Annotated in this window: 8 protein-coding genes; all 8 read left to right on the forward strand. The window is 40.9% G+C overall.

Annotated elements, in window-relative coordinates:
• The first annotated feature begins 242 nt into the window (after positions 1-242).
• The 8 genes from FRX45_RS10600 (at position 243) to FRX45_RS10635 (ending at position 21,362) form a co-directional block, all read left to right on the forward strand.
• Positions 243-2,696 carry an ABC transporter permease gene (locus FRX45_RS10600; protein ID WP_152268399.1) on the forward strand — a complete coding sequence of 818 codons (2,454 nt, stop codon included), beginning with the start codon at positions 243-245 and terminating at the stop codon, positions 2,694-2,696.
• A 399-nt stretch (positions 2,697-3,095) separates the two neighbouring features.
• Positions 3,096-5,480 carry an ABC transporter permease gene (locus FRX45_RS10605; protein WP_152268400.1) on the forward strand — a complete coding sequence of 795 codons (2,385 nt, stop codon included), beginning with the start codon at positions 3,096-3,098 and terminating at the stop codon, positions 5,478-5,480.
• A gap of 300 nt (positions 5,481-5,780) precedes the next feature.
• Positions 5,781-8,132 carry an ABC transporter permease gene (locus tag FRX45_RS10610; RefSeq protein ID WP_152268401.1) on the forward strand — a complete coding sequence of 784 codons (2,352 nt, stop codon included), beginning with the start codon at positions 5,781-5,783 and terminating at the stop codon, positions 8,130-8,132.
• Positions 8,133-8,200: 68 nt separating this feature from the next.
• On the forward strand, positions 8,201-10,579 hold the full coding sequence (locus FRX45_RS10615) for an ABC transporter permease (RefSeq protein WP_152268402.1): 2,379 nt from the start codon (positions 8,201-8,203) through the stop codon (positions 10,577-10,579).
• Between the two features lie 159 nt (positions 10,580-10,738).
• Entirely contained in the window at positions 10,739-13,120 is a 2,382-nt protein-coding gene (locus FRX45_RS10620) for an ABC transporter permease (RefSeq protein ID WP_152268403.1), read from the forward strand.
• A 371-nt stretch (positions 13,121-13,491) separates the two neighbouring features.
• Positions 13,492-15,897 carry an ABC transporter permease gene (locus FRX45_RS10625; RefSeq protein WP_152268404.1) on the forward strand — a complete coding sequence of 802 codons (2,406 nt, stop codon included), beginning with the start codon at positions 13,492-13,494 and terminating at the stop codon, positions 15,895-15,897.
• Between the two features lie 277 nt (positions 15,898-16,174).
• Positions 16,175-18,628 (forward strand): ABC transporter permease, encoded by a 2,454-nt coding sequence (locus tag FRX45_RS10630; RefSeq protein WP_152268405.1) that lies wholly within the window; start codon positions 16,175-16,177, stop codon positions 18,626-18,628.
• A gap of 322 nt (positions 18,629-18,950) precedes the next feature.
• Positions 18,951-21,362 (forward strand): ABC transporter permease, encoded by a 2,412-nt coding sequence (locus FRX45_RS10635; RefSeq protein WP_152268406.1) that lies wholly within the window; start codon positions 18,951-18,953, stop codon positions 21,360-21,362.
• The last annotated feature ends 4 nt before the right edge of the window (positions 21,363-21,366 follow it).

Here is a 21,366-nt window from a genome sequence, read left to right on the forward strand (position 1 = left end):
AAATGTAAGAGGGAAAACAAGAAAACTTAAGATGACGGGAAATGAAAAACTAACTGATCGTTCAGGTGTGCAAGGAATTATTCTAAGGATGATATGGAAGAATCAAAAGTTTTGAATTGCACTGTAGTACCGTCCCTCTACATGCTGTGGAGAGGGATAGAGGGTGAGTTTAATTGCTGAAGTCATTTGACAGCGCACAGCTAAATAAATTTAATTTTTAATAAAGAAATAATAAGTATTAAATGAACACTTCCATTAAACCCATTTTACGGCATCTTTGGCGTCACAGATTATTTACGGTTCTCAATATTTTCGGATTGGCCGTAAGCATAAGTGCGAGTTGGGTCATTTACCGCATTGAAAGCTATGAATTCAGCTACGACCAGGCTGTACCCAATAAAGAAAATACGTATAAAGTAATCACTGCGCTTAATTCGCCAGACAGGCAAAATGCTAAAATGGGTGGCGTGGCTGCACCATTATATGAAGGGATAAGACAGGAAATTCCGGGAGTGGCTAATGTAGTTCCTGTTTTCAAAAAAAATGTGAGCAGTATTGAAATAAATAGGCCCGATAAAATTTTCACCAAAGAAGATCCGGACAATATTATTGCAACTGATGTGTCTTATTTTAATATGCTGTCTTATAAATGGATCGCAGGCAGCAAGGCTGCCGCATTAAACAGCCCTAATGAGGTGGTACTTACCCAAACCAGGGCGCAGGAATATTTTCCCAATCAGAGAACAGAAAATATCCTCAATAAAACAATTGTTTACTATGAAAGATCAGATACAATTAACAGAACCGTTACCGGCATTGTGGCCGATTATGTAACGCCCTCACAATTCACTTACAAAGAATTTGTATCGCTTCCTAAAAAAGACTATCAGCCGAACGCATGGACAAATACCAATGGCAGTGATCAACTTTTTATACAGGTAAAGAAAGAAGCAAAAGCATCTGTTGTACTTCAGCAAATAAATGCCCTTTCTGCCAGGAAATGGAAAGATTTTGAAGCAATTACCGGGAAGGAAATAAAAATGTCTAAAAGCTATGAACTGTTGCCCGTACAGGATGTGCATTTTGCTACTGATGTCGAAGAATATGGTATTTCCAAAACGAGCAAACCGGTATTGTACGGGCTAATGGGAATAGGTTTTTTTCTTTTGCTGCTCGCATGTATTAATTATATCAATATGAGCGCGGCGCAAATTCCGCAAAGAGGTAAAGAGATTGGTGTTCGTAAAACCCTGGGAAGCAGCCGCGGGCAATTGATCAGGCAGTTTCTTAGTGAAACGTTCATTACTGCTTTAATTGCCTGCGCGCTGGCGTTGATATTGAACAGTTTGGGTTTCGCGATTTTAAAAGATATTATTCCTGCAGGAGTGGCTCCCTATGGCTCTTTAGCCGAAGTCTTATTTTTTATGATAGCGCTTGCTTTGATAATTACCCTAATGGCGGGCATATATCCCGGCTGGCTCATTACCCGGCTCAAAACGGTGAATGTATTTAAGAATTTTTCTGTTGTTTCAAACGCACATCAGAAATTCAGTTTGCAAAAAACCCTTATCGTATTTCAATTTATCATTGCATTGGTATTCATTACCAGTTCCATGATCGTAGGTTCGCAATTGCGATATACGCTAAATGCCGATATGGGTTTTAATAAAGATGCAGTTGTGCTGGTAAGCGTTCCATGGAAATATAGTGGCGATGCAAAATATAAGGATAAACAATTTGCATTGCTGGGCCTGTTAAAGAATGAATCAGGCATTGAAAATATAGCATTGGGAAATGCACCTTTGTCATCGGGCTATTCCTCGAGCCCTTTTGTATATGAAGCTGATGGAAAGCCTGAAGTTAAAATGCAAACTTATAAAAAGAGTGGCGATACTACTTATCTTGATCTATACCAGATAAAGTTACTCGCAGGCAGGAACTTTCATGCATCAGATTCCATGAGTGAGTATATCATAAACGAAACAGCGGCAAAAGCATTTGGCTTTACCAATCCGCAGGATGCTGTAGGAAAAATGATAGGGCAATTGGGTAACCCTAAACTGCCGGTGGTAGGCGTGGTAAAGGATTTCAATACACAGGATTTTTATACCAAAATGGAGCCATTAGCAATTTCCAATGACAAAAACAACCTCTTTACTTTTAATATCAAACTCAGCAGTCATAATACTGCTCAATGGCAAAACACGCTGGAAAAAATTGAAAAGCAATGGTATCATTTTTATCCCGCAGAAAGCTTTCATTTCACTTTTTATGACGAAACCCTGGAAAAGATGTACACGCAGGAAAGGCAAATAGGAGAACTCATTGACCTCGCCACGATCATTACCGTGCTGATCAGTTGCCTCGGATTGTTTGGACTGGCAGCGCTTACTGCTTTTCAACGTACCAAAGAAATAGGCATCAGGAAAGTATTGGGTGCTTCCGTTTCGTCAATTGTTTCTATGTTCTCAAAAGAGTATGTCATTTTAATATTGATAGCCATGTTGATTGCGACACCTGTGGCGTGGTGGGCGATGAATAAATGGCTGCAGGATTTTGCGTATAAGATTGATCTGCATTGGTGGATGTTTGGCCTGGCAGGCATCATTGTTATGGCAATCGCTTTACTAACAGTTTGCTTCCAGGCAATCAAAGCAGCAGTTGCGGACCCTGTAAAATCGTTGCGCACAGAGTGAATCCGTCATTGCGATGCGCCGCGGCGGAGAAGCAAAAAGCGGCGATAGCGAATCCGATTCAGTCATTGCGTACGGAGTGAACCTCACCCCCGCCCGACTGAACATCGTTCGGGCGGCCCGCCCCTCTCCCTGCCGAGGAGAGGGCTGCCTGTAAGGTCAGAGCGTGTAGAGTAAATGTAAGGGGGAAACACGAAAACTTAAGATAACGATAAATGAAAAACAACCTGATTGTTGAGATGTGCAAGGAATTATTCTAAAGACGATATGGAAGAACAAAATATTAAGCCTTGCACTGCAGTGCCGTCCCTCTCCGCTGAGTGGCGAGGGATAAGAGGGTGGGGACAATTGCTGAAAGCTGATAGCTGATCGCAAGAAGCTGACGGCTCAAAACTTACAATTATGATCAAAAACTATTTAAAAATCGCTTTCAGAAATCTTGCTAAGAATAAGGTTTCTTCTTTCATCAATATTGGTGGCCTTGCTGTTGGCATGGCCGTTGCAATACTGATTGGCTTATGGGTATATGATGAACTTTCGTTCGACAAATACCATAAGAATTACGACCGCATTGCGCAGGTGATGCAGCATGCAAACTTTAATGGTGAATGGGATTCACAGACTGCCAATCCTGCGGTAATGGGCCCGGAGCTACGGAATAAATACGGAAGCGATTTCAAATATGTTGTACAATCATCATGGACGGGGAGTCATTTACTTTCCGTTGGAAATAAACATATCACTAAGGTAGGTAACTTTTTTGAGCCGGATGCGCCGGAAATGCTTTCGCTGAAAATGCTCAAAGGCACAAGGGCAGGATTGAAAGACCCTTATTCTATCATGCTTTCGGCATCCGCTGCCGAATCTGTCTTTGGTAAAGAAGACCCGATTAATAAAGCAATAAAGTTTGACAGAAGCTTTGATGTAAAAGTTACCGGCGTTTATGAAGATTTGCCAGATAATACTTCTTTCAGGGAATTAAAAATTATTATGCCATGGCAGTTGTGGTTAATTCAAAATCCGTGGGCCAAAAAAATGGATAACCCCTGGGGAAGCAATTTCTCTCAAACATTTGTGCAGATTGCAGACAATGCGGATATGGAAAAGGTTTCTGCAAAAATTAAGAATACAAAATTGGACAATGTCGGGAAGGAAGAAAAAAAATATCAATGGGCCGTTTTTCTGCAACCCATGAGCAAATGGAATTTGTATAATGAGTTTAAAAATGGCGTCAATACAGGCGGAAACATTCAATATGTCCGGCTGTTTGGCATCATCGGCATATTTGTATTACTACTGGCCTGCATTAATTTCATGAATCTTACCACCGCACGAAGTGAAAAACGGGCAAAGGAAGTAGGCATCCGCAAAGCGATAGGTTCACTACGCTGGCAATTAATTAAACAATTTTTTGCTGAATCTTATTTAGTGGTATTGCTGGCGTTTGTACTTTCCCTGATTTTAGTGGCCGTATTACTGCCTATGTTTAATGAGGTAGCAGGAAAAAAGATCGGCATTCCCTGGCAAAGCCCGGTGTTTTGGCTTTTCAATCTTGTATTTATCCTGGTAACAGGATTGCTTTCCGGCAGTTACCCTGCGCTTTATCTTTCTTCATTTCAGCCATTGAAAGTACTGAAAGGAACATTTCGTGTTGGTAAGCTGGCATCTGTTCCCCGCAAAGTTTTGGTAGTAACACAGTTTACTGTTTCGGTAATGCTGATCATCGGAACTGTTATCGTTTACCAGCAAATTCAGCATGCTAAAAACCGTCCTATTGGTTATACCCGTAGTGGTTTGATAAACCTGGGCATGGAAAAGGAAGTAAGAGAACACTACGAAGCTATAAGAACGGAATTAAAAAATTCAGGGGCCATTGAAGAAATAGCGGCATCCAATAGTCCTTTAACAGGGGTATGGAATACCAATGGTGGCTTTGAATGGGAAGGTAAAGACCCCAACCTGGCCGTTGATTTCCCTAACAATACAATATCATATGAATTTGGTAAAACAGTACAATGGAAAATCAAAGACGGACGTGATTTCTCACGGGAATTCGCAACCGACTCTGCCGCATTTATTATTAATGAATCAGCCGTTAAGTTTTTAGGCTTTGAAAACCCGGTGGGCAAGGTTCTGAAATGGAATGGAAAACCTTTTACCATTATTGGCGTCGTTAGTGATATCATGCAGGAGTCTCCTTTTTATCCCGTCCGGCCTACTTTGTATCATACAAGCGGTTATGATGATATGTATAACCTGATCATGAAGCTAAGCCCTCAGCAAAATGCAAAAAAATCTTTAAGCAGTATTGAACAGGTTTTGAAAAAATACACGCCCGGTGTACCGTTTGATTACAAATTTGTGGATGAAGAATTTGGAAGCAAGTTCAGAGCAGAAGAACGTATAGGAAAACTATCTTCTTATTTTGCTATACTGGCCGTTTTGATTTCCTGTTTGGGTTTGTTTGGTATGGCAAGTTTTGTAGCCGAACAGAGAACAAAAGAAATCGGAATCCGCAAAGTACTTGGCGCCAGCGTTATTAATGTATGGCGTTTGCTTTCAACAGAATTTTTTGTTCTGGTTCTTCTCTCATGCATTATAGCTACACCAATTGCATGGTATTACCTGCACAACTGGCTTGCTAACTACGATTACAGAGTTGAAATAAGATGGCAGGTATTTGTGCTGGCTGCATTGGCGGCGCTGGTAATCACTTTATTAACAGTAGGTTTCCAGGCGATAAAAGCGGCGGTGGCGAACCCGGTGAAGAGTTTGCGAACGGAATAGGATGTCTGATGTCTGATTTAGTGAGATCTGATTTAAAAATAAAATCAGACAGATCACCAAATCAGAAATTTTTTGAACCCAACTGTGGCTCCTCCCCGCCTGAATGCCAGCCCCGTCCGACTGGTGTCATCCGGGCGGGCGACTGAATAGGCGGGCGGAAATATGGAAGTGGAAAAATAAAGCGGTCGGCACGCGACGAAAGGAGCGTCAGACCGCGGGTTAAATGTAAGAACGTTAAACAATTGCTGAAAGCTGATCCGCCACGGCGGACAAGTTGCTGACGGCTCAAAGCTTACAATTATGATCAAAAACTATTTAAAAATCGCTTTCAGAAATCTTGCTAAGAATAAGGTTTCTTCCTTCATTAATATTACGGGGCTTGCAACTGGGATGGCTGTTGCCTTGTTGGTAGGCTTATGGATATGGGATGAGCTTTCGTTTAATTCCAATCACGAGAATCACTCACAGCTTGCACAGGTAATGCTCAGTCAAACAAGTATGGGAGAAACCTATACCGGCGAAACGGTTGCTATGCCATTAGGAGAAGCATTGCGAAACAACCACTCAGGTGATTTTAAATATGTATCTCTTACTTCATGGAACAATGATCATATACTGGCTGTTGGGAATAATAAATTACCTGGCGCTGGCAGGTGGGTGCAACCCGATTTTCCTGAAATGTTTACGCTTTCAATGATACAGGGCAGCCGTGATGCTTTAAAAGATCCTTCTTCTATCCTGGTTGCTGAATCTTTTGCCAAAGCCATTTTTGGGAATGATGACCCGGTAAATAAAACTGTAAAGCTGGACAATAAATTGGATATGAAAATAGGCGGTGTGTACGAAGACCTTCCCCGCAATAGCAGTTTTTACAACACTAAATTATTATTGCCCTGGGATAATAATGAAAACTGGATGAACAAACAAACGGATTGGGATAACCATTGCGGTTTGTTATTCGTACAATTAAATGATGGCGCTGACTTCAATAATATTACTGCAAAAGTTAAGAATATTCCTACGCCTCATATCAAAGAAGTGAAAGAAGAGATCATGCTGCATCCTTTCGCAAAACTGAATTTATATACTGAATTCAAAAATGGCAAAGCAGTGGGTGGCCGCATACAATTTGTATGGCTGTTTGGTATCATTGGTGTATTTGTTTTGCTGCTGGCATGTATTAATTTCATGAATCTTTCTACTGCAAGAAGTGAAAAACGTGCAAAAGAAGTTGGCATCCGGAAGGTAATGGGTTCATTACGGGGGCAATTGATCGGACAGTTTTTAAGTGAATCAATTGTATTCGCCAGCCTTGCTTTTATACTTGCTTTAGCATTGGTGCAATTATCACTTCCTTTCTTCAATGGATTAGCGGATAAACAAATGTCTATTGTATGGAACAGCCCGCTATTCTGGTTGCTGGCATTGGGTTTTACTTTCTTTACCGGAATTGTATCCGGAAGTTATCCTGCTTTTTATTTATCAAAATTTCAACCGATAAAAGTTTTAAAAGGAGTTTTCCGTGCAGGACGGTTTGCATCGCTTCCACGTAAGGCGCTGGTGGTAGTACAATTTACCGTATCTATTACATTGATCATCGGTACTATCATCGTGTTCCGTCAGATCCAATATGCAAAAGACAGGCCGGCAGGTTATACCCGCAACGAGCTTATTTCCGTTCCGCTTACAAACGAATTGTTTGGACGTTATGATGCTGTACGTAATGACCTGCTTCAGACGGGAGCTGTAGAGAATATGGCTGAGTCTTCACAATCTGCATCCCATTTCAGTAATAATAATAGCATTGACTGGAAAGGAAGGGACCCTGAGCTTGTTGTTTACTTCAGAAATGTGAACGTAACACCTGACTTTGGCAACACCATTGGCTGGACAATGAAAGAAGGCCGTGATTTTTCAAGAGATTTTCCAGCCGATTCAGGCTCCGTCATATTGAATGAAACCGGGGCGAAAATAACCTGGCTTAAAAATCCTGTTGGTGAAATAATAGAATTCAATGGAAAAACATATACGGTCATCGGTATAGCAAAAGATATGTTGACACAATCTCCTTATGAGCCTATGCAGCCGTCTATCTTTTTTTGTGAAGGATGGATGGGCGTTATTACTATCAGGATAAAACCATCAGTGGCCATAGGAGAAGCTTTAGCTAAAATAGCAACTGTATTTAAAAAGTATAGCCCCGGTAATCCATTTGACTACAAGTTTATTGATGAGGAATATGCAAAAAAATATTCCGGCGAAGTAAGGATCGGCAACCTGGCCAGTTTCTTCGCTATTCTTGCCATATTTATTTCTTGCCTGGGGTTATTTGGTTTGGCCTCTTTTGTAGCCGAACAACGGAATAAAGAAATTGGTGTACGCAAAGTACTCGGCGCCACTGTATTCAATCTTTGGAAAATGCAGTCAAAAGAATTTGTAGGATTAGTGATGATCTCTTGTCTTATTGCTATCCCGGTTGCATGGTACTTTTTAAATCAATGGTTGCAGAACTATAACTACCGCACTCCAATATCCTGGTGGGTTTTTGCAGCAGCAGGCATTGGTTCATTGCTGATTACTGTACTGGTAGTGAGTTTCCAGGCTATTAAGGCTGCTATTACTAACCCGGTTCAGTCATTGCGAACAGAATAACTAGTGAGGCTTGTAATAAATAGAAGTCGGGAATAGGGGAAAAAACAACATTAGAGAATAAAATAGTGATGTTAAAAAATTATTTCAAAACCGCTTTTCGTAACATTTTACGACACAGGTTATTTTCAGGGATAAATATTTTTGGACTTGCGACCGGGATGGCTTGCAGCATATTGATCTTTTTGTGGGTGCAGGATGAATTGAGCTTTGATAAATTCAATCACAAGGCAGATCATGTGTTCAGGCTTACAGCAAAAATATCTGGCGTTGAAGCCGCGGTGGTACCTCCTGCTTTAGCGGCTGCTATAAAAACGCAAATTCCAGCTATTAAAAACGTTACAAGAATTGCTTCAGCAGAAGAAATGATCACTGTCGGAATAAAAAAGTTTAAAGAGAAAAATATTTATTATGCCGACAGTAATTTCCTTCAGATATTCAATTACCCTTTACTGAAAGGAAATATTGCCACCGTTCTTTCTTCGCCCAATGGTGTTGTTCTTACCGAAGCAACTGCAAAAAAATATTTTGGTTCAATAAATGCTGCAATGGGCCAAATTATTTATATAGATAATGATATAAAGGGCACTAATCTTTCGGTTACAGGTGTATTGAAAAATATCCCTTCCAATTCACATCTGCAACCTGATATGCTCATCCCGATGGATCTGTATGACAAGGTAAACAATCCCGAGGGTGCATGGAATAATTTTGATGTATATGTTTATTTCCGGATAGAAGATGCTGTAGCGCTTACTGCGAATAATTTGAATGACATCAGTAAGCAGGTAAATGCCATATTGAAGCAGAATAATTCCATACAAGCTTCATTACATATTCAACCCTTAACCAATATTCACCTGCATTCACATTATATGCTGGATGTTGCGGGTCAGGGTAATTATGAGCATGTAAAAATATTTGCGCTGGTGGCTGTTTTCATACTCATTATTGCCTGCATTAATTTTGTTAATCTTACAACAGCCGTTTCAGGCCAGCGTACCAAAGAAGTAGGACTAAGAAAAACCGTTGGTGCATTACGTTTTCAGCTAATTGCTCAATTTATTGGTGAATCATTATTACTCTCATTCATTTCATTATTTCTTGCAGGACTGATTGTTTATTTAATGCTGCCGTTGTTTAACCAGCTTGCATCCAAATCAATTTCGTTTGATCTGTTCAATCCTTACACATTCATCAGCCTTATTGGTATTGCAATAATTACCGGACTCCTGTCAGGAAGTTACCCCGCATTTTTCCTCTCATCATTTAATCCTGTAAAAGCACTAAAGGGAAATAAAATATTGCACGGTAAAAAATCATTTTTGCGAAATGGATTAGTGGTATTCCAATTTTCAATTTCTGTGATCCTTATCATCAGCACTCTTGTCATTTATAAACAGCTTCAATTCATAAAAAACAGGGATATTGGTTTTAACAAAGAGAACCTGCTGTATATACCAATGCCCCAGGTAGGCGATCTGAAAAACAATAAAGACGCGATGAAAGCAACCCTGGCACAATATCCTGACATCAGCAATTACACATTCACGGATGAATTGCCTACTAATCTTAGTTCCGGGGCTTCACAACTTACATGGCGTGGTATGAACCCGGGAACACAAGTGGTAGCATACAGGCTAAGAGTTGATGAGAATTTTACGAAAACGTTTGGTATGCAGATGGCAGCAGGGCGTTCCTTTTCAAAAGATTTCGGAAATTATGACACCGGTTATGTTGTGAATGAAACTGCCTTGAAAGTGATGAAGCTGAATATACAGGATGCGATTGGTAAACTAATTTCAATATCATTAGAGGACAAAGAAGCGCCGATAATCGGAGTGGTAAAAGATTTCAATTTTAAGCCGGTACAACAACCTATTGAGCCACTGGTAATGAAACGCAATTTTTCAGGAGGTTATGTTGTGATGAGAACAACGCCTGCCAACATTCAAAAAGTTATAGGCTCGTTACAAAAAAGCTTTGATACTGTTTATAGTGACTATCCCTTTACATACGGATTTGTAAACGATGATCTTTCTAAACTGTATGTTACGGAACAGAGAATGGGAAGGCTCTTTAATATTTTTTCCATTTTGTCAATTGCTATTTCCTGTTTGGGCTTATTTGGTCTTGCAACATTTGCCACCCGGCAACGCACTAAAGAAATTGGTGTAAGAAAAGTTCTGGGTGCAAGTGAGGCAGGCATTGTGGCACTACTTTCAAAAGATTTTATCCAGCCGGTTGCAATATCATTCGTGATTGCTTTTCCTGTTGCGTGGTGGGCAATAAACCAGTGGCTGCAAAGCTTTGTCTACAGGATTAATATAAGCTGGTGGTTATTTGCAGCAACAGGAACAATAGCAATATTAATTGCACTACTGACGGTGAGCTTCCAGTCCATAAAAGCAGCATTGGCAAACCCGGTCGCAGCATTACGAAGTGAATAGCGAAGTAATGCGAAGACTCCTATGCATATCGGAGTAAAGTCACTGCGAACAGAGTGAACATCACTGCGAGAAGAGCGAAGCAGGAAGCAGGAGCCGAATAGAAAAATGATTGATAAATAGCTGGCTAAGATCACAATATTCAGAACTAAAAAATAATTTATGCTAAAGCACATTCTTACGATTGCCTTTCGGAGTATAAAGAAACATAAATCTTCTTTTGCTATTAATTTAACCGGCCTTTCTACGGGATTGGCCTTTGCTTTTCTTCTCTATTTATGGGTAGAGGATGAGAAAAGTATAGACAAGTTTCATGCAAATGATGACAGGCTTTACCAGGTAATGGAAAAAAGTACAGAAAATGGGATAATAAGAATACAGGATGGTACACAAGGTCCTTTGTCGGAAGCTATGGAAAAAGATCTCCCCGAAGTAGAAAATGCAGTTACAGTGATGAACTTGTCGAAAGAGGGTATGGATATCACTATAAAAAATGGGGAAAAATCTTTTAAATCTGCTCCGTTGTTTTCAGGTGATGCATTCTTTAAAGTGTTTACATTTCCTCTTATCTCCGGAAGTGCAGCAACAGTATTAAAAGAAAAAAACAGTATAACGATCTCTGAAGATCTTGCACGAAAACTATTCGGCACTACAGATGCAGCGTTGGGAAAATCTTTGCAATGGAATGCATTCGGGAAAGATCATTTATCCTCTGTTACAGGTATCTTTAAAAATGTCAGTTCAAAGTCCACACTTAAGTTTGATGTTGTATTTACCAAACAAAAATTAATTGAAGATCTGTGGCAAAACGGCCAGCAATGGTGGAACACCGGTCCTGAAACTTATCTCTTGCTTCAACAAGGAGTTAATCTATCGGCCTTTAATAAAAAAATTGAAAAATTTATTGACAAGTATGATAAGAATAACATCTTTTCCCTTTTTGTAAGAAAATATTCAGATGCTTATTTGTATGGGAATTATGAAGGCGATAAACAGGTTGGCGGCAGGATCACCAATGTGAGACTATTCTCTGTAATCGCTATTCTGCTGTTAATAATCGCTTCTATTAATTTCATGAATCTATCCACTGCAAAAGTGTCTGGGAGACTCAAAGAAATTGGCATTAAAAAAGCAGTTGGCAGCAGCAGGCGCAATCTTGTTTTTCAATTTCTCGGGGAATCGCTTTTTGTTACTGCTCTTTCAACTGTTATTGCATTGGTGCTGGTTGCACTATTAATTCCTCAATTTAATTTCATTACTGGAAAAAATTTGGAATTTCATTTTTCCGTCAGCCAGCTATCAGTGCTTTTTTTAATTGCATTGGTAACAGGTATATTGTCCGGAAGTTATCCTGCTTTTTATCTTTCAGGCTTCAAACCACTGGAAACTTTAAAAGGAAAATTGCAGGGAAAGGCAGGTGAACATTTTGTAAGGAAAGGATTGGTCATATTTCAATTTACAATATCCCTTGTTTTAATCGTATCTGTCTTTATTGTTTACCGGCAGATTCAATTTGCTCAAACCAAACCCATTGGATATGCAAAAGAGAATGTGGTTTATTTTGATATGGAAGGAAAGATATTTGAAAACAAAAAGAATTTCTTTGATGAATTGAGAAGAGTACCGGGTGTAGTACAGGCAGCAGGAATAAACCAAAGTCTGATCCGGGAAGATGGCGGCTCGTCAACTTATGGTGTAGAGTGGCCCGGCAAAATAGAAAATAAGAATATTGACTTCATGATCAGGGCAGTTGATAAAGACCTGGTGCGTACGCTTGGAATGCAGATAAAGGAAGGAAAATCTTTTTCCGATAGTATGGGCGGTAATAATGCTTATTTGTTGCTCAATGAAACCGCAGTAAAGGTTATGGGATTAAAGAAGCCTGTTGGAACGAAAGTAAAATTATGGGGAGAAGAAAAAATGATACTTGGCGTAATGAAGGATTTTCATACAGCTTCTGTTCATGAGCCGATTTCACCTTTGATATTCAGATGCGTACCAGATGATGTGAGCATGGCTATGGTTCGCATTCAAGCGGGGTCGGAAAGAAAAGTGATTGATCATCTTACTGCGTTCTACACAAAAGTAAATCCCGGTTATGCGTTAAATCTTCAGTTCCTCGATGAAACTTTTAAGGCTCAATATTTAACGGAGGAACGTACCTTTACCCTCGCAAAATACTTTGCTTACCTGACCATAGTGATCTCCTGTTTAGGATTATTTGGTTTAGCTGCTTTTGATACGGAACGACGCACAAAAGAAATTGGTATCCGCAAAGTATTAGGTGCAAATACAAAAAGTCTTATTGCACTTTTATCCAAAGATTTTTTAAAACTGGTAGTAATAGCAATCATACTTGCATCCCCGGTTGCTTATTATTTAATGAACAAATGGTTGCAGGATTTTGCTTACAGAGTGAATATAAGTTGGTGGATTTTTATCGTTGCAGGAGTGTTGGCATTATTAATTGCATTGCTTACCGTAAGTTTTCAGGCGATAAAAGCAGCATTGGCAAACCCGGTGAAGTCTTTGCGAGCGGAGTGAACCTCCCCCCGCCCGACTGAACATCGTTCGCACGGGCCCCGCCCCTCTCCACGCTGAGGAGAGGGACGCCTAAGGTCAGAGCATGTGGAGTAAATGTAAGGAGGGAACACGAGAACTTAAGATGATGAGAAATGAAAAATTAATTGATCGTTCAGGTGTGCAAGGAATTATTCTAAGGGTGATATAGAGGAATCAAAAGTTTGGAATTGCACTGTTAGTACCGCCCCTCTACACGCTGTGGAGAGGCCCGCCTGACCGGACGGGCAGGGATAGAGCCCGCCCGAACGACAAGGTCGGGCGGGGGTGAGGTTAATTGCTGAAAGCTGATCCGCCACGGCGGACAAGTTGCCGACGGCTCAAAGCTTACAATTATGTTTAAGAATTATTTCAAGATCGCCTTCAGAAACTTGTGGAAAAACAAAGCTTTTTCCGCCATTAATATTTTTGGATTGGCTATCGGCATCGCTGCCTGCATTGTTATCATGCTTTTTGTTTTTTATGAAAAAAGCTTTGACAGCTTGCATTCAAAAAACATCTACCGGTTAGATGAAGTGCAGAAGTTTGAAGGCATGGTGGAACCGCAGAATGTGGCATTGTCCATGTATCCAATGGGGCCAACCCTTACTACCGATTTTCCGGAAATCAAAAATTTTACCAGGGTAAGACAGGCGCAAAAGCTGGATCTGACCTATAAAGAAAAGCGGATATTCTTTCCCACCATTTTATACGTAGACTCAACATTTCTGCAGATTTTCGATTTTGAGGTGTTGAGAGGTGACAAAAATAAAATTCTTGAAAAACCCAACAGCATTGCCTTAACAGAAGAAAGCGCAAAGAAGTTATTTGGCAATGAAGATCCGATTGGTAAAACGGTGACCAAATATGTAGGAGATACCATCGTTTTTACCATAACGGGTATCATGAAAGATGCGCCGGAGAACTCTCACCTGCAGTTTGATGGTCTTGCTTCATTCAGCACAATTGCCGGCCCGCGAAATATGGAAAACTGGGGAGGTAATTGGCTGGTTACATACCTCGATCTGCAGGAGGGCACTGATATCGGATCACTGGAGAAAAAATTTCCGGCTTATCTCAAAAAATACATGGCGCAAAATGAGGGCTGGAAATTCTATGAATTATTCCTGCAACCAATTGCAGAAGTACATGGCGGATCAACTGCCATTACACATGATTACATCAACTATAAAAAATTTGATAAACGCTATACTTATATCTTTTCCATCATCGCCATTGTAATTCTCATTATTGCCTGTATCAATTTTATGAACCTGTCCACCGCCAGGTCTGCTGAGAGAGCGAGGGAAGTAGGTATCAGGAAAACGATCGGTGCGCATCGTTTACAACTGGCCGGGCAATTCCTCGGAGAATCAATACTGCTTTCGTTGATCGCATTGATCCTGGCAATTCTGGTTGTAAAGCTGGCATTGCCTTCTATTACACAGTTAAGCCAGCGGGAGCTGAGGTTGCCGCTCACTGACCTACCGCTGCTATTGTTAATAATTGCCGGCACTGTAGTTGTTGGCATAATCGCCGGTTTATATCCCGCCGGTTATCTTTCTTCTTTTCAGCCAATCCGAGTACTCAAAGGTGCAATCAGTTCGGGCCGGAGTAAAAGTTTCTTTAGAAATATACTTGTCGTGAGTCAGTTTACTGGTGCTGTATTATTGATCATAGGAACCGTGTTTGCAATACAACAATTGCATTATATGCAATCGAAAGATCCCGGCTTCAACCGCGACCAGGTTATGATTCTTCCATTGAACGGAGTGACTTCCGGAAAATATGATGCGTTGAAACAGGAGATGCTAATGAATGCCGCGATTACCAGTGTGAGTGCATCGCAGCAAAAGCTGGGCAATAACCTGCATCAGTCCGGCATGATCTTTCATGGTGACGGTCCTGCCCGCGAACTAACCTCTTCGCAGGTAGTTGTAGACCCCGATTATCTCACACTTTATAAAATACCGCTGATTGAAGGCAGAAACTTCACCAGCGATCCCAATGATAATGCAAAGGCCTACATCGTCAACGAAACGATGGCTAAAGAATTATTAAAAGATCAACCTATCAAGACCTATGAATCACTCATCGGCAAACATTACGGCTTTGGCGGTATGGACTCTGCAGGTTTTATTGCAGGCGTCTCAAAAGACTTCAACTTCAATTCGCTTCACTACAAGATCGAAACACTGAGTATTTTTTGTCAGAAAGATTGGGGCTATAGCGAGGTTTCGGTTCGTATAAATGGCGCCAAAGCACGGGCTGCCATAGAGCATATCTCCACAGCGTGGAATAAACTCAATCCTGACCAACCTTTTGAATACAGCTTTCTTGATGAGCATTTCAAGGAACTGTATGATGCTGATCGTGCTGTAAGTAAAGTAGTGGGGATACTGGCAGGCCTTGCCATTTTGATTTCCTGTCTTGGGTTGTTTGGCCTTGCATCCTATTCTGCAGAGCGAAGAGTAAAAGAGATTGGCATCCGGAAGGTGTTGGGCGCATCTGTTCAGAATATCACTATTATGCTGTCAAGAGATTTTGTTCGCCTCGTCATTATTTCTACACTGATAGCCTGGCCGATTGCCTGGTTCGGTGTAACCCGTTGGTTGCAGGACTTTGCCTATCGTGTTGCTGTTAGCTGGTGGGTCTTTATCATGGCGGCGGGTGTTGCATTGCTGATCGCTTTGCTGACAGTCAGCTTCCAGGCCATAAAAGCAGCATTGGCAAACCCGGTGAAATCATTACGCACAGAGTGAGTTCGTCATTGCGATCCGCCGCGGCGGAGAAGCAAAAAGCAGCGGTAGCGAACCCTGTTGAGTCTTTGCGGACAGAGTGATGCAAATGTGAAAATGTGAAGATTTGAAAGTGCGGAAATGAAAGCGGTCGGTACGCGACGTAAGGAGCGTCAGACCGCAGGTTAAATGTGATAAATATGGAAACCTGCCAGCCCCGTCCGAATAGCTCATCCGGGCGGACGGCAGGCAAGTGTGGAAATCAACAAATCATCAAATCATACATCAGTAATCCTATTTTATGATCAAAAATTATTTAAAAATTGCATTCAGGAATTTCTGGCGTAACAAGACTTTTTCCACTATTAATGTCCTGGGATTGTCTATTGGCATCAGTGCTGCCCTGGTTATTTTTTTGATCGTGTATTATGAATTCAGCTTCGACAAATTTGAAAAAGACAGCGATAGCATTTATCGTGTGGTAGTTGAAGAAAAGAATGGTGGTGAAATCAATTACAGTGCCGCTGTGCCGGCCCCTTTAGGCAGCGCTGCTGAAACTGAAATGACAGGTTTTGAGCAGACTGTCCCGCTTTTTCAGTTCCAGGGAGATGCAACAACCACTGTCTCTGTTATAAAAGACAACCCCGATAAGCCTGTTCTATATAAAAAACAACCCAATATTATTTTTACCAACAGGCAATACTTTGAAATGCTGACCTATGAATGGCTGGCTGGCTCGCCGGTTACCGCATTGCAGGACCCATTTGCAGTTGTACTTACAGAGCGTAGGGCACAACAGTATTTTCCCGGCGTTCCTGCAGGGGATGTTGTAGGGCGCTATATTATATATGGCGATTCGCTTAAAACAATGGTTACAGGTGTGGTAAAAGACCTTAACGAGCATACCTTTTTTACAGCCGGCGAATTCATTTCGCTTGCAACCGTTATGCATACCGCATTAAAAGATAATTTCATGATGGATGTATGGAACGACTGGATGGCTTATTCGCAGTTGTTTGTAAAACTTTCAAAAAACAATACGGTTGAACGGGCAGAAGTTAATATGAACAGCCTGTTGCATAAATACAATAAAGAAGCCAATAAAAATCCTTCGCATACTATGGCTTTCAGGCTACAGCCTTTAAGCGATGTGCATTTTAATTATGGAAGTGTGGGGCAGAGAACGGCACACAAGCCCACCTTATATGGTTTGCTTGCGGTTGCAGCCTTTCTATTATTGTTGGGTTGTATTAATTTTATCAATCTCACTACGGCACAGAGCGCTGAAAGAGCCAAAGAAATAGGCATACGCAAAACAATGGGTGGTTCCAGGAAACATTTAATTTTTCAATTCCTGGGAGAAACATTTTTTGTTACGCTTACAGCAACTGTTGTATCGGTTATCTTAACTCCTTTTTTGCTGCGCGTATTTGCAGATTTTATTCCGGAAGAAGTACATTTTGATCTCCTTCACCAACCGTATGTAGTATTGTTCTTATTGTTGCTTGCGGTGCTGGTGAGTATACTCTCCGGATGCTATCCCGCCCTGGTATTGTCTGGTTTCAAGCCCGTATCAGTTTTAAAAAACCAACGGGTAGGGTCAAACCAAACAAGAAGAGCCTGGGTTAGAAAAACACTTACTGTTTCACAATTTGTAATAGCCCAGGTATTTGTTATGGCCACGGTGCTGGTAAGCAAACAGATCCGCTTTGCCATCAATAAAGATCTTGGATTTAAAAAAGATGCAATTGTAAACTTCGTTGTTCCCAGGGATACTTCAATGAACAACAGGTATGCATTATTACGGAAAATAAGTGCTATTCCCCAGGTAGAAAAAGCAAGCATAGGTTTTCTGCCACCCGCTTCAGATGGTCCTGCGTTTACGAATATAATGTACAATAACGGTAAAGAAGATATAAAAGCCGATGTACAAATAAGATGGGGCGATACGAATTACCTGGAACTGTATCACATAAAATTACTTGCCGGAAGAAACGTACAGCAAAGTGATACCATTAAGGAGTTTATAATCAATGAAAAATATGCCCGGCTATTGGGATTTCAACATCCTGAAGATGCGCTCAACAAGCAGTTGGATTTCAATGGCAAAAAGATGCCTGTAGTGGGTGTGATGCAGGATTTTCATGAACAATCACTGCATGCAGCTATAGACCCTGTTGTATTTGCGGCTTTTAATGAGCGGAGCGGTTTCTTTCATATTGCACTCAAACAGCAAAATGCAGGAGGAACGGTTTGGCAGGCAGCATTAAGTAAAATAGAGAAAGCATTTAAGGAGGTTTACCCGCAAAATGATTTCAGCTATAGCTTTTTTGATGAAAGCATTGCAAAATTTTATAAAAGTGAGCAGAACACGGGACGGCTTTTAAAATGGGCAACGGGACTGGCCATTTTTATTAGTTGCCTGGGTTTATTGGGACTGGCAATATACACAACCAATATGCGAACAAAGGAAATAGGCATCAGGAAAATCTTAGGTGCTTCTGTAGCAAATATTATTTCCATCTTATCAAAAGATTTTGTGCGCCTGGTATTAATCGCTTTTGCAATTGCAGCTCCCATAGCCTGGTGGACCATTTACAACTGGCTGCAGGACTTTGTTTACAGAACAACCATAAGCTGGTGGGTATTTGTATTAAGCGGCATTTCGATGCTTTTGATAGCGCTGATCACATTAAGCATCCAGGTAATAAAAACAGCGGTGGCCAACCCGGTGGCAGCATTGCGAAGCGAATAACCTCACCCTCGGCCCCTCTCCACTCCGTGGAGAGGGGCCGAGGGTCGAAGAATGTGGAGTAAATATAACGGGGGGAACTGGATAATATGATAAATGTGATATTGTTGTGCTGAATTTTGTTCAACTGATGATGCGGTAGCTCTAATGTCTGAAAATATTCTATAGCGCCGTTCCTCTCCCTGCCCGCCCGAACGACCTTCAGTCGGGCGGGGCTGAGGCGGTCGGTACGCGATGAAGGAGCGTCAGACCGCGGGTAAATGTGAGAGATGCAGGAATGTGGGAAATCAGAAATCACAAAATCAGAAATCATAAATCTTCTTCTATGTTTAAAAACTATTTCAAAACTGCATGGCGGAATGTAATGAAGCATAAGACTTTTTCCTTCATTAATATTTTTGGCTTGACCATTGGTTTGGCAAGCTTTCTGCTGATCGCCTTGTATATTTTTGATGAGTTTACGTTCGACCGTTTTCATAAAAGTGCAGAAAACATTTATCGTGTTATAGAAACCAGAACAACACCTGAAGGAAAACAAACCAAAAGCGCAGGCGCTGGGTTCCAGGTTTCTGAAAAGCCCAAAACCGACTTTCCGGAAGTGAAAGATGCTGTTCGCCTGATCGCTTTAGGAAGGGTGAATGTGTCTGCCACTGAAAATACCAACGTGTTTTATGAAAATTATACGCTGGCGAGCCAGGATTTTTTGACCACTTTCAGTTTCGAATTATTAGAAGGCGACCGTCATACCGCATTAATTGGACCTCATTCTGTAATTGTAACCGAAGAAACCGCTCAAAAATTATTTAGCACTACCCATGTGATTGGCAGGATGATAAAGAATGACAGGGACAATCAACTTTTTAAAATTACTGCTGTATTAAAAAATCTCCCTGTTAATTCCCACCTCTCCTTTAACCTGCTTTTTTCTGAATCAAGCATTACTGATGATGATTTCAGGCAATTTATAAGCTCAGACTGGAATTCCGGCGCTTTTGCAAGTTATTTGTTATTAGATGACAAAGCCGATGCGCATAAGGTTGAAGCAAAAATAAATCAATTGGCTGCTGCCGGTAAAAACAATGAACCCGGGATTAAAAGACAGTATACACTTCAGCCTTTAAAAGACATTCATTTTTATTCCAATGATATTGAAGGCAATTCGGGCCGAAAAGGGGATATTTCATATGTATATGTTTTTTGCATAATTGCATTGTTTGTTTTACTCATCGCATGTATCAACTACATGAACTTAACTACGGCACGTTTTGCCAACAGGGCAAAAGAAATAGCCGTACGAAAAGTAGCAGGAGCTTCAAGGAGGAGACTTACGGGGCAATTTCTTACAGAAGCATTTTTATTGACCACCGTTGCATTGCTGCTTGCATTGATCCTGGTTAAACTGTTGTTGCCTTCTTTTAATGCATTCACAGAAAAACAATTAACGCTTAACAATCAAACCGACTTTCGCATTTATGCAGGCGTTTTTATAATCTTTATCATCACAGGATTACTGTCGGGCATGTATCCTGCGCTGTTTCAATCCGCTGCCAAACCCCTTTTATTACTTAAGAACAAGATCAATATTGGCAAAGGAAATCTTTCCATGCGGCGTTCACTGGTGGTATTTCAATTTGCGCTTTCCATTATTATGATCATTGCTACTATTGTGGTTTACATGCAAATGAAATATGTAAACGCAAAGGATATGGGTTTTAATAAAGAACAATTGCTTGTGGTGGATATTAACAGCGGAAAGATCAGACAGAGCGCCGAAGCCATTAAAACTTCCTTTGCAGCATTAGCACAGGTAAAAAACGTTTCGGTTAGTTCAAGAGTGCCGGGCGAATGGAAAGACCTTCCTAAGGTAAAGGTAAAAAATGAAAAAATACAAACACCTGAAGGTGATGACATGTATTTCATTGGTGTGGATGATCAGTTCCTGGAAACCTTCCGGATAGATTTATTGCAGGGAAGAAATTTTGCTGCCGGCAGTGTTGCCGACTCCTCTGCAGTGCTGATCAACGAAACGGCAGCCAAAGCATTAGGCATCACCCGGCCTTCAGAACAACGGATTGAAATACCATTGGATCAGCCATTCAAAGCAAGAGTAATTGGTATTATAAAGGATTTTAATTTTCAGTCATTGCGTGAGCCACTTGCACCTATGGTATTGGGCTTTCAAAAAAATCCTGTTCAGTCTATTGATTACTTCGCCGTAAGAGTAACAACAGATAATATAAGCGAAACGCTCAAACAAATGGACGCTGTGCTTCACGGGTTTGATCAAAAACATCTTTTTGAATATCATTTCTTAGATAAACAGTGGGAGCTGTTTTACCGTGAAGACCAGGTAAGAGAGACCATTTTTCTCATTGTTGCCATTCTTACTATTGTAATTGCATGCCTGGGTTTGTTTGGCTTAGCCACTTATGCAGCCGAACAACGTATCAAAGAGATTGGTATCCGGAAAGTATTAGGGGCAAGTGTTATCAGCATTGTAAGCATGTTGTCTGCCGATTTTTTAAAGTTGGTTTGTATTGCCGCGGTAATTGCCTTCCCGGTTGCGTGGCTGGCAATGAATAAGTGGCTGGCTGATTTCGCTTACCGTATCCACATTAGCTGGTGGATATTTGTGATAGCAGGTATAACAGCATTCCTGATCGCGCTGTTTACGATTAGCTTCCAGTCCATCAAAGCGGCCATGATGAACCCGGTAAAGAATTTGAAAACAGAATGATAAT

It is taken from the genome of Agriterribacter humi (genome assembly GCF_009192765.1).
In the GTDB taxonomy this organism is placed as follows: domain Bacteria; phylum Bacteroidota; class Bacteroidia; order Chitinophagales; family Chitinophagaceae; genus Agriterribacter; species Agriterribacter humi.

Excerpts from the sequence above, each read along its gene's own strand:
- FRX45_RS10600 (WP_152268399.1), top strand. The coding sequence starts at position 243 with ATGAACACTTCCATTAAACCCATTTTACGGCATCTTTGGCGTCACAGA.
- FRX45_RS10605 (WP_152268400.1), top strand. The coding sequence starts at position 3,096 with ATGATCAAAAACTATTTAAAAATCGCTTTCAGAAATCTTGCTAAGAAT.
- FRX45_RS10610 (WP_152268401.1), top strand. The coding sequence starts at position 5,781 with ATGATCAAAAACTATTTAAAAATCGCTTTCAGAAATCTTGCTAAGAAT.
- FRX45_RS10615 (WP_152268402.1), top strand. The coding sequence starts at position 8,201 with ATGTTAAAAAATTATTTCAAAACCGCTTTTCGTAACATTTTACGACAC.
- FRX45_RS10620 (WP_152268403.1), top strand. The coding sequence starts at position 10,739 with ATGCTAAAGCACATTCTTACGATTGCCTTTCGGAGTATAAAGAAACAT.
- FRX45_RS10625 (WP_152268404.1), top strand. The coding sequence starts at position 13,492 with ATGTTTAAGAATTATTTCAAGATCGCCTTCAGAAACTTGTGGAAAAAC.
- FRX45_RS10630 (WP_152268405.1), top strand. The coding sequence starts at position 16,175 with ATGATCAAAAATTATTTAAAAATTGCATTCAGGAATTTCTGGCGTAAC.
- FRX45_RS10635 (WP_152268406.1), top strand. The coding sequence starts at position 18,951 with ATGTTTAAAAACTATTTCAAAACTGCATGGCGGAATGTAATGAAGCAT.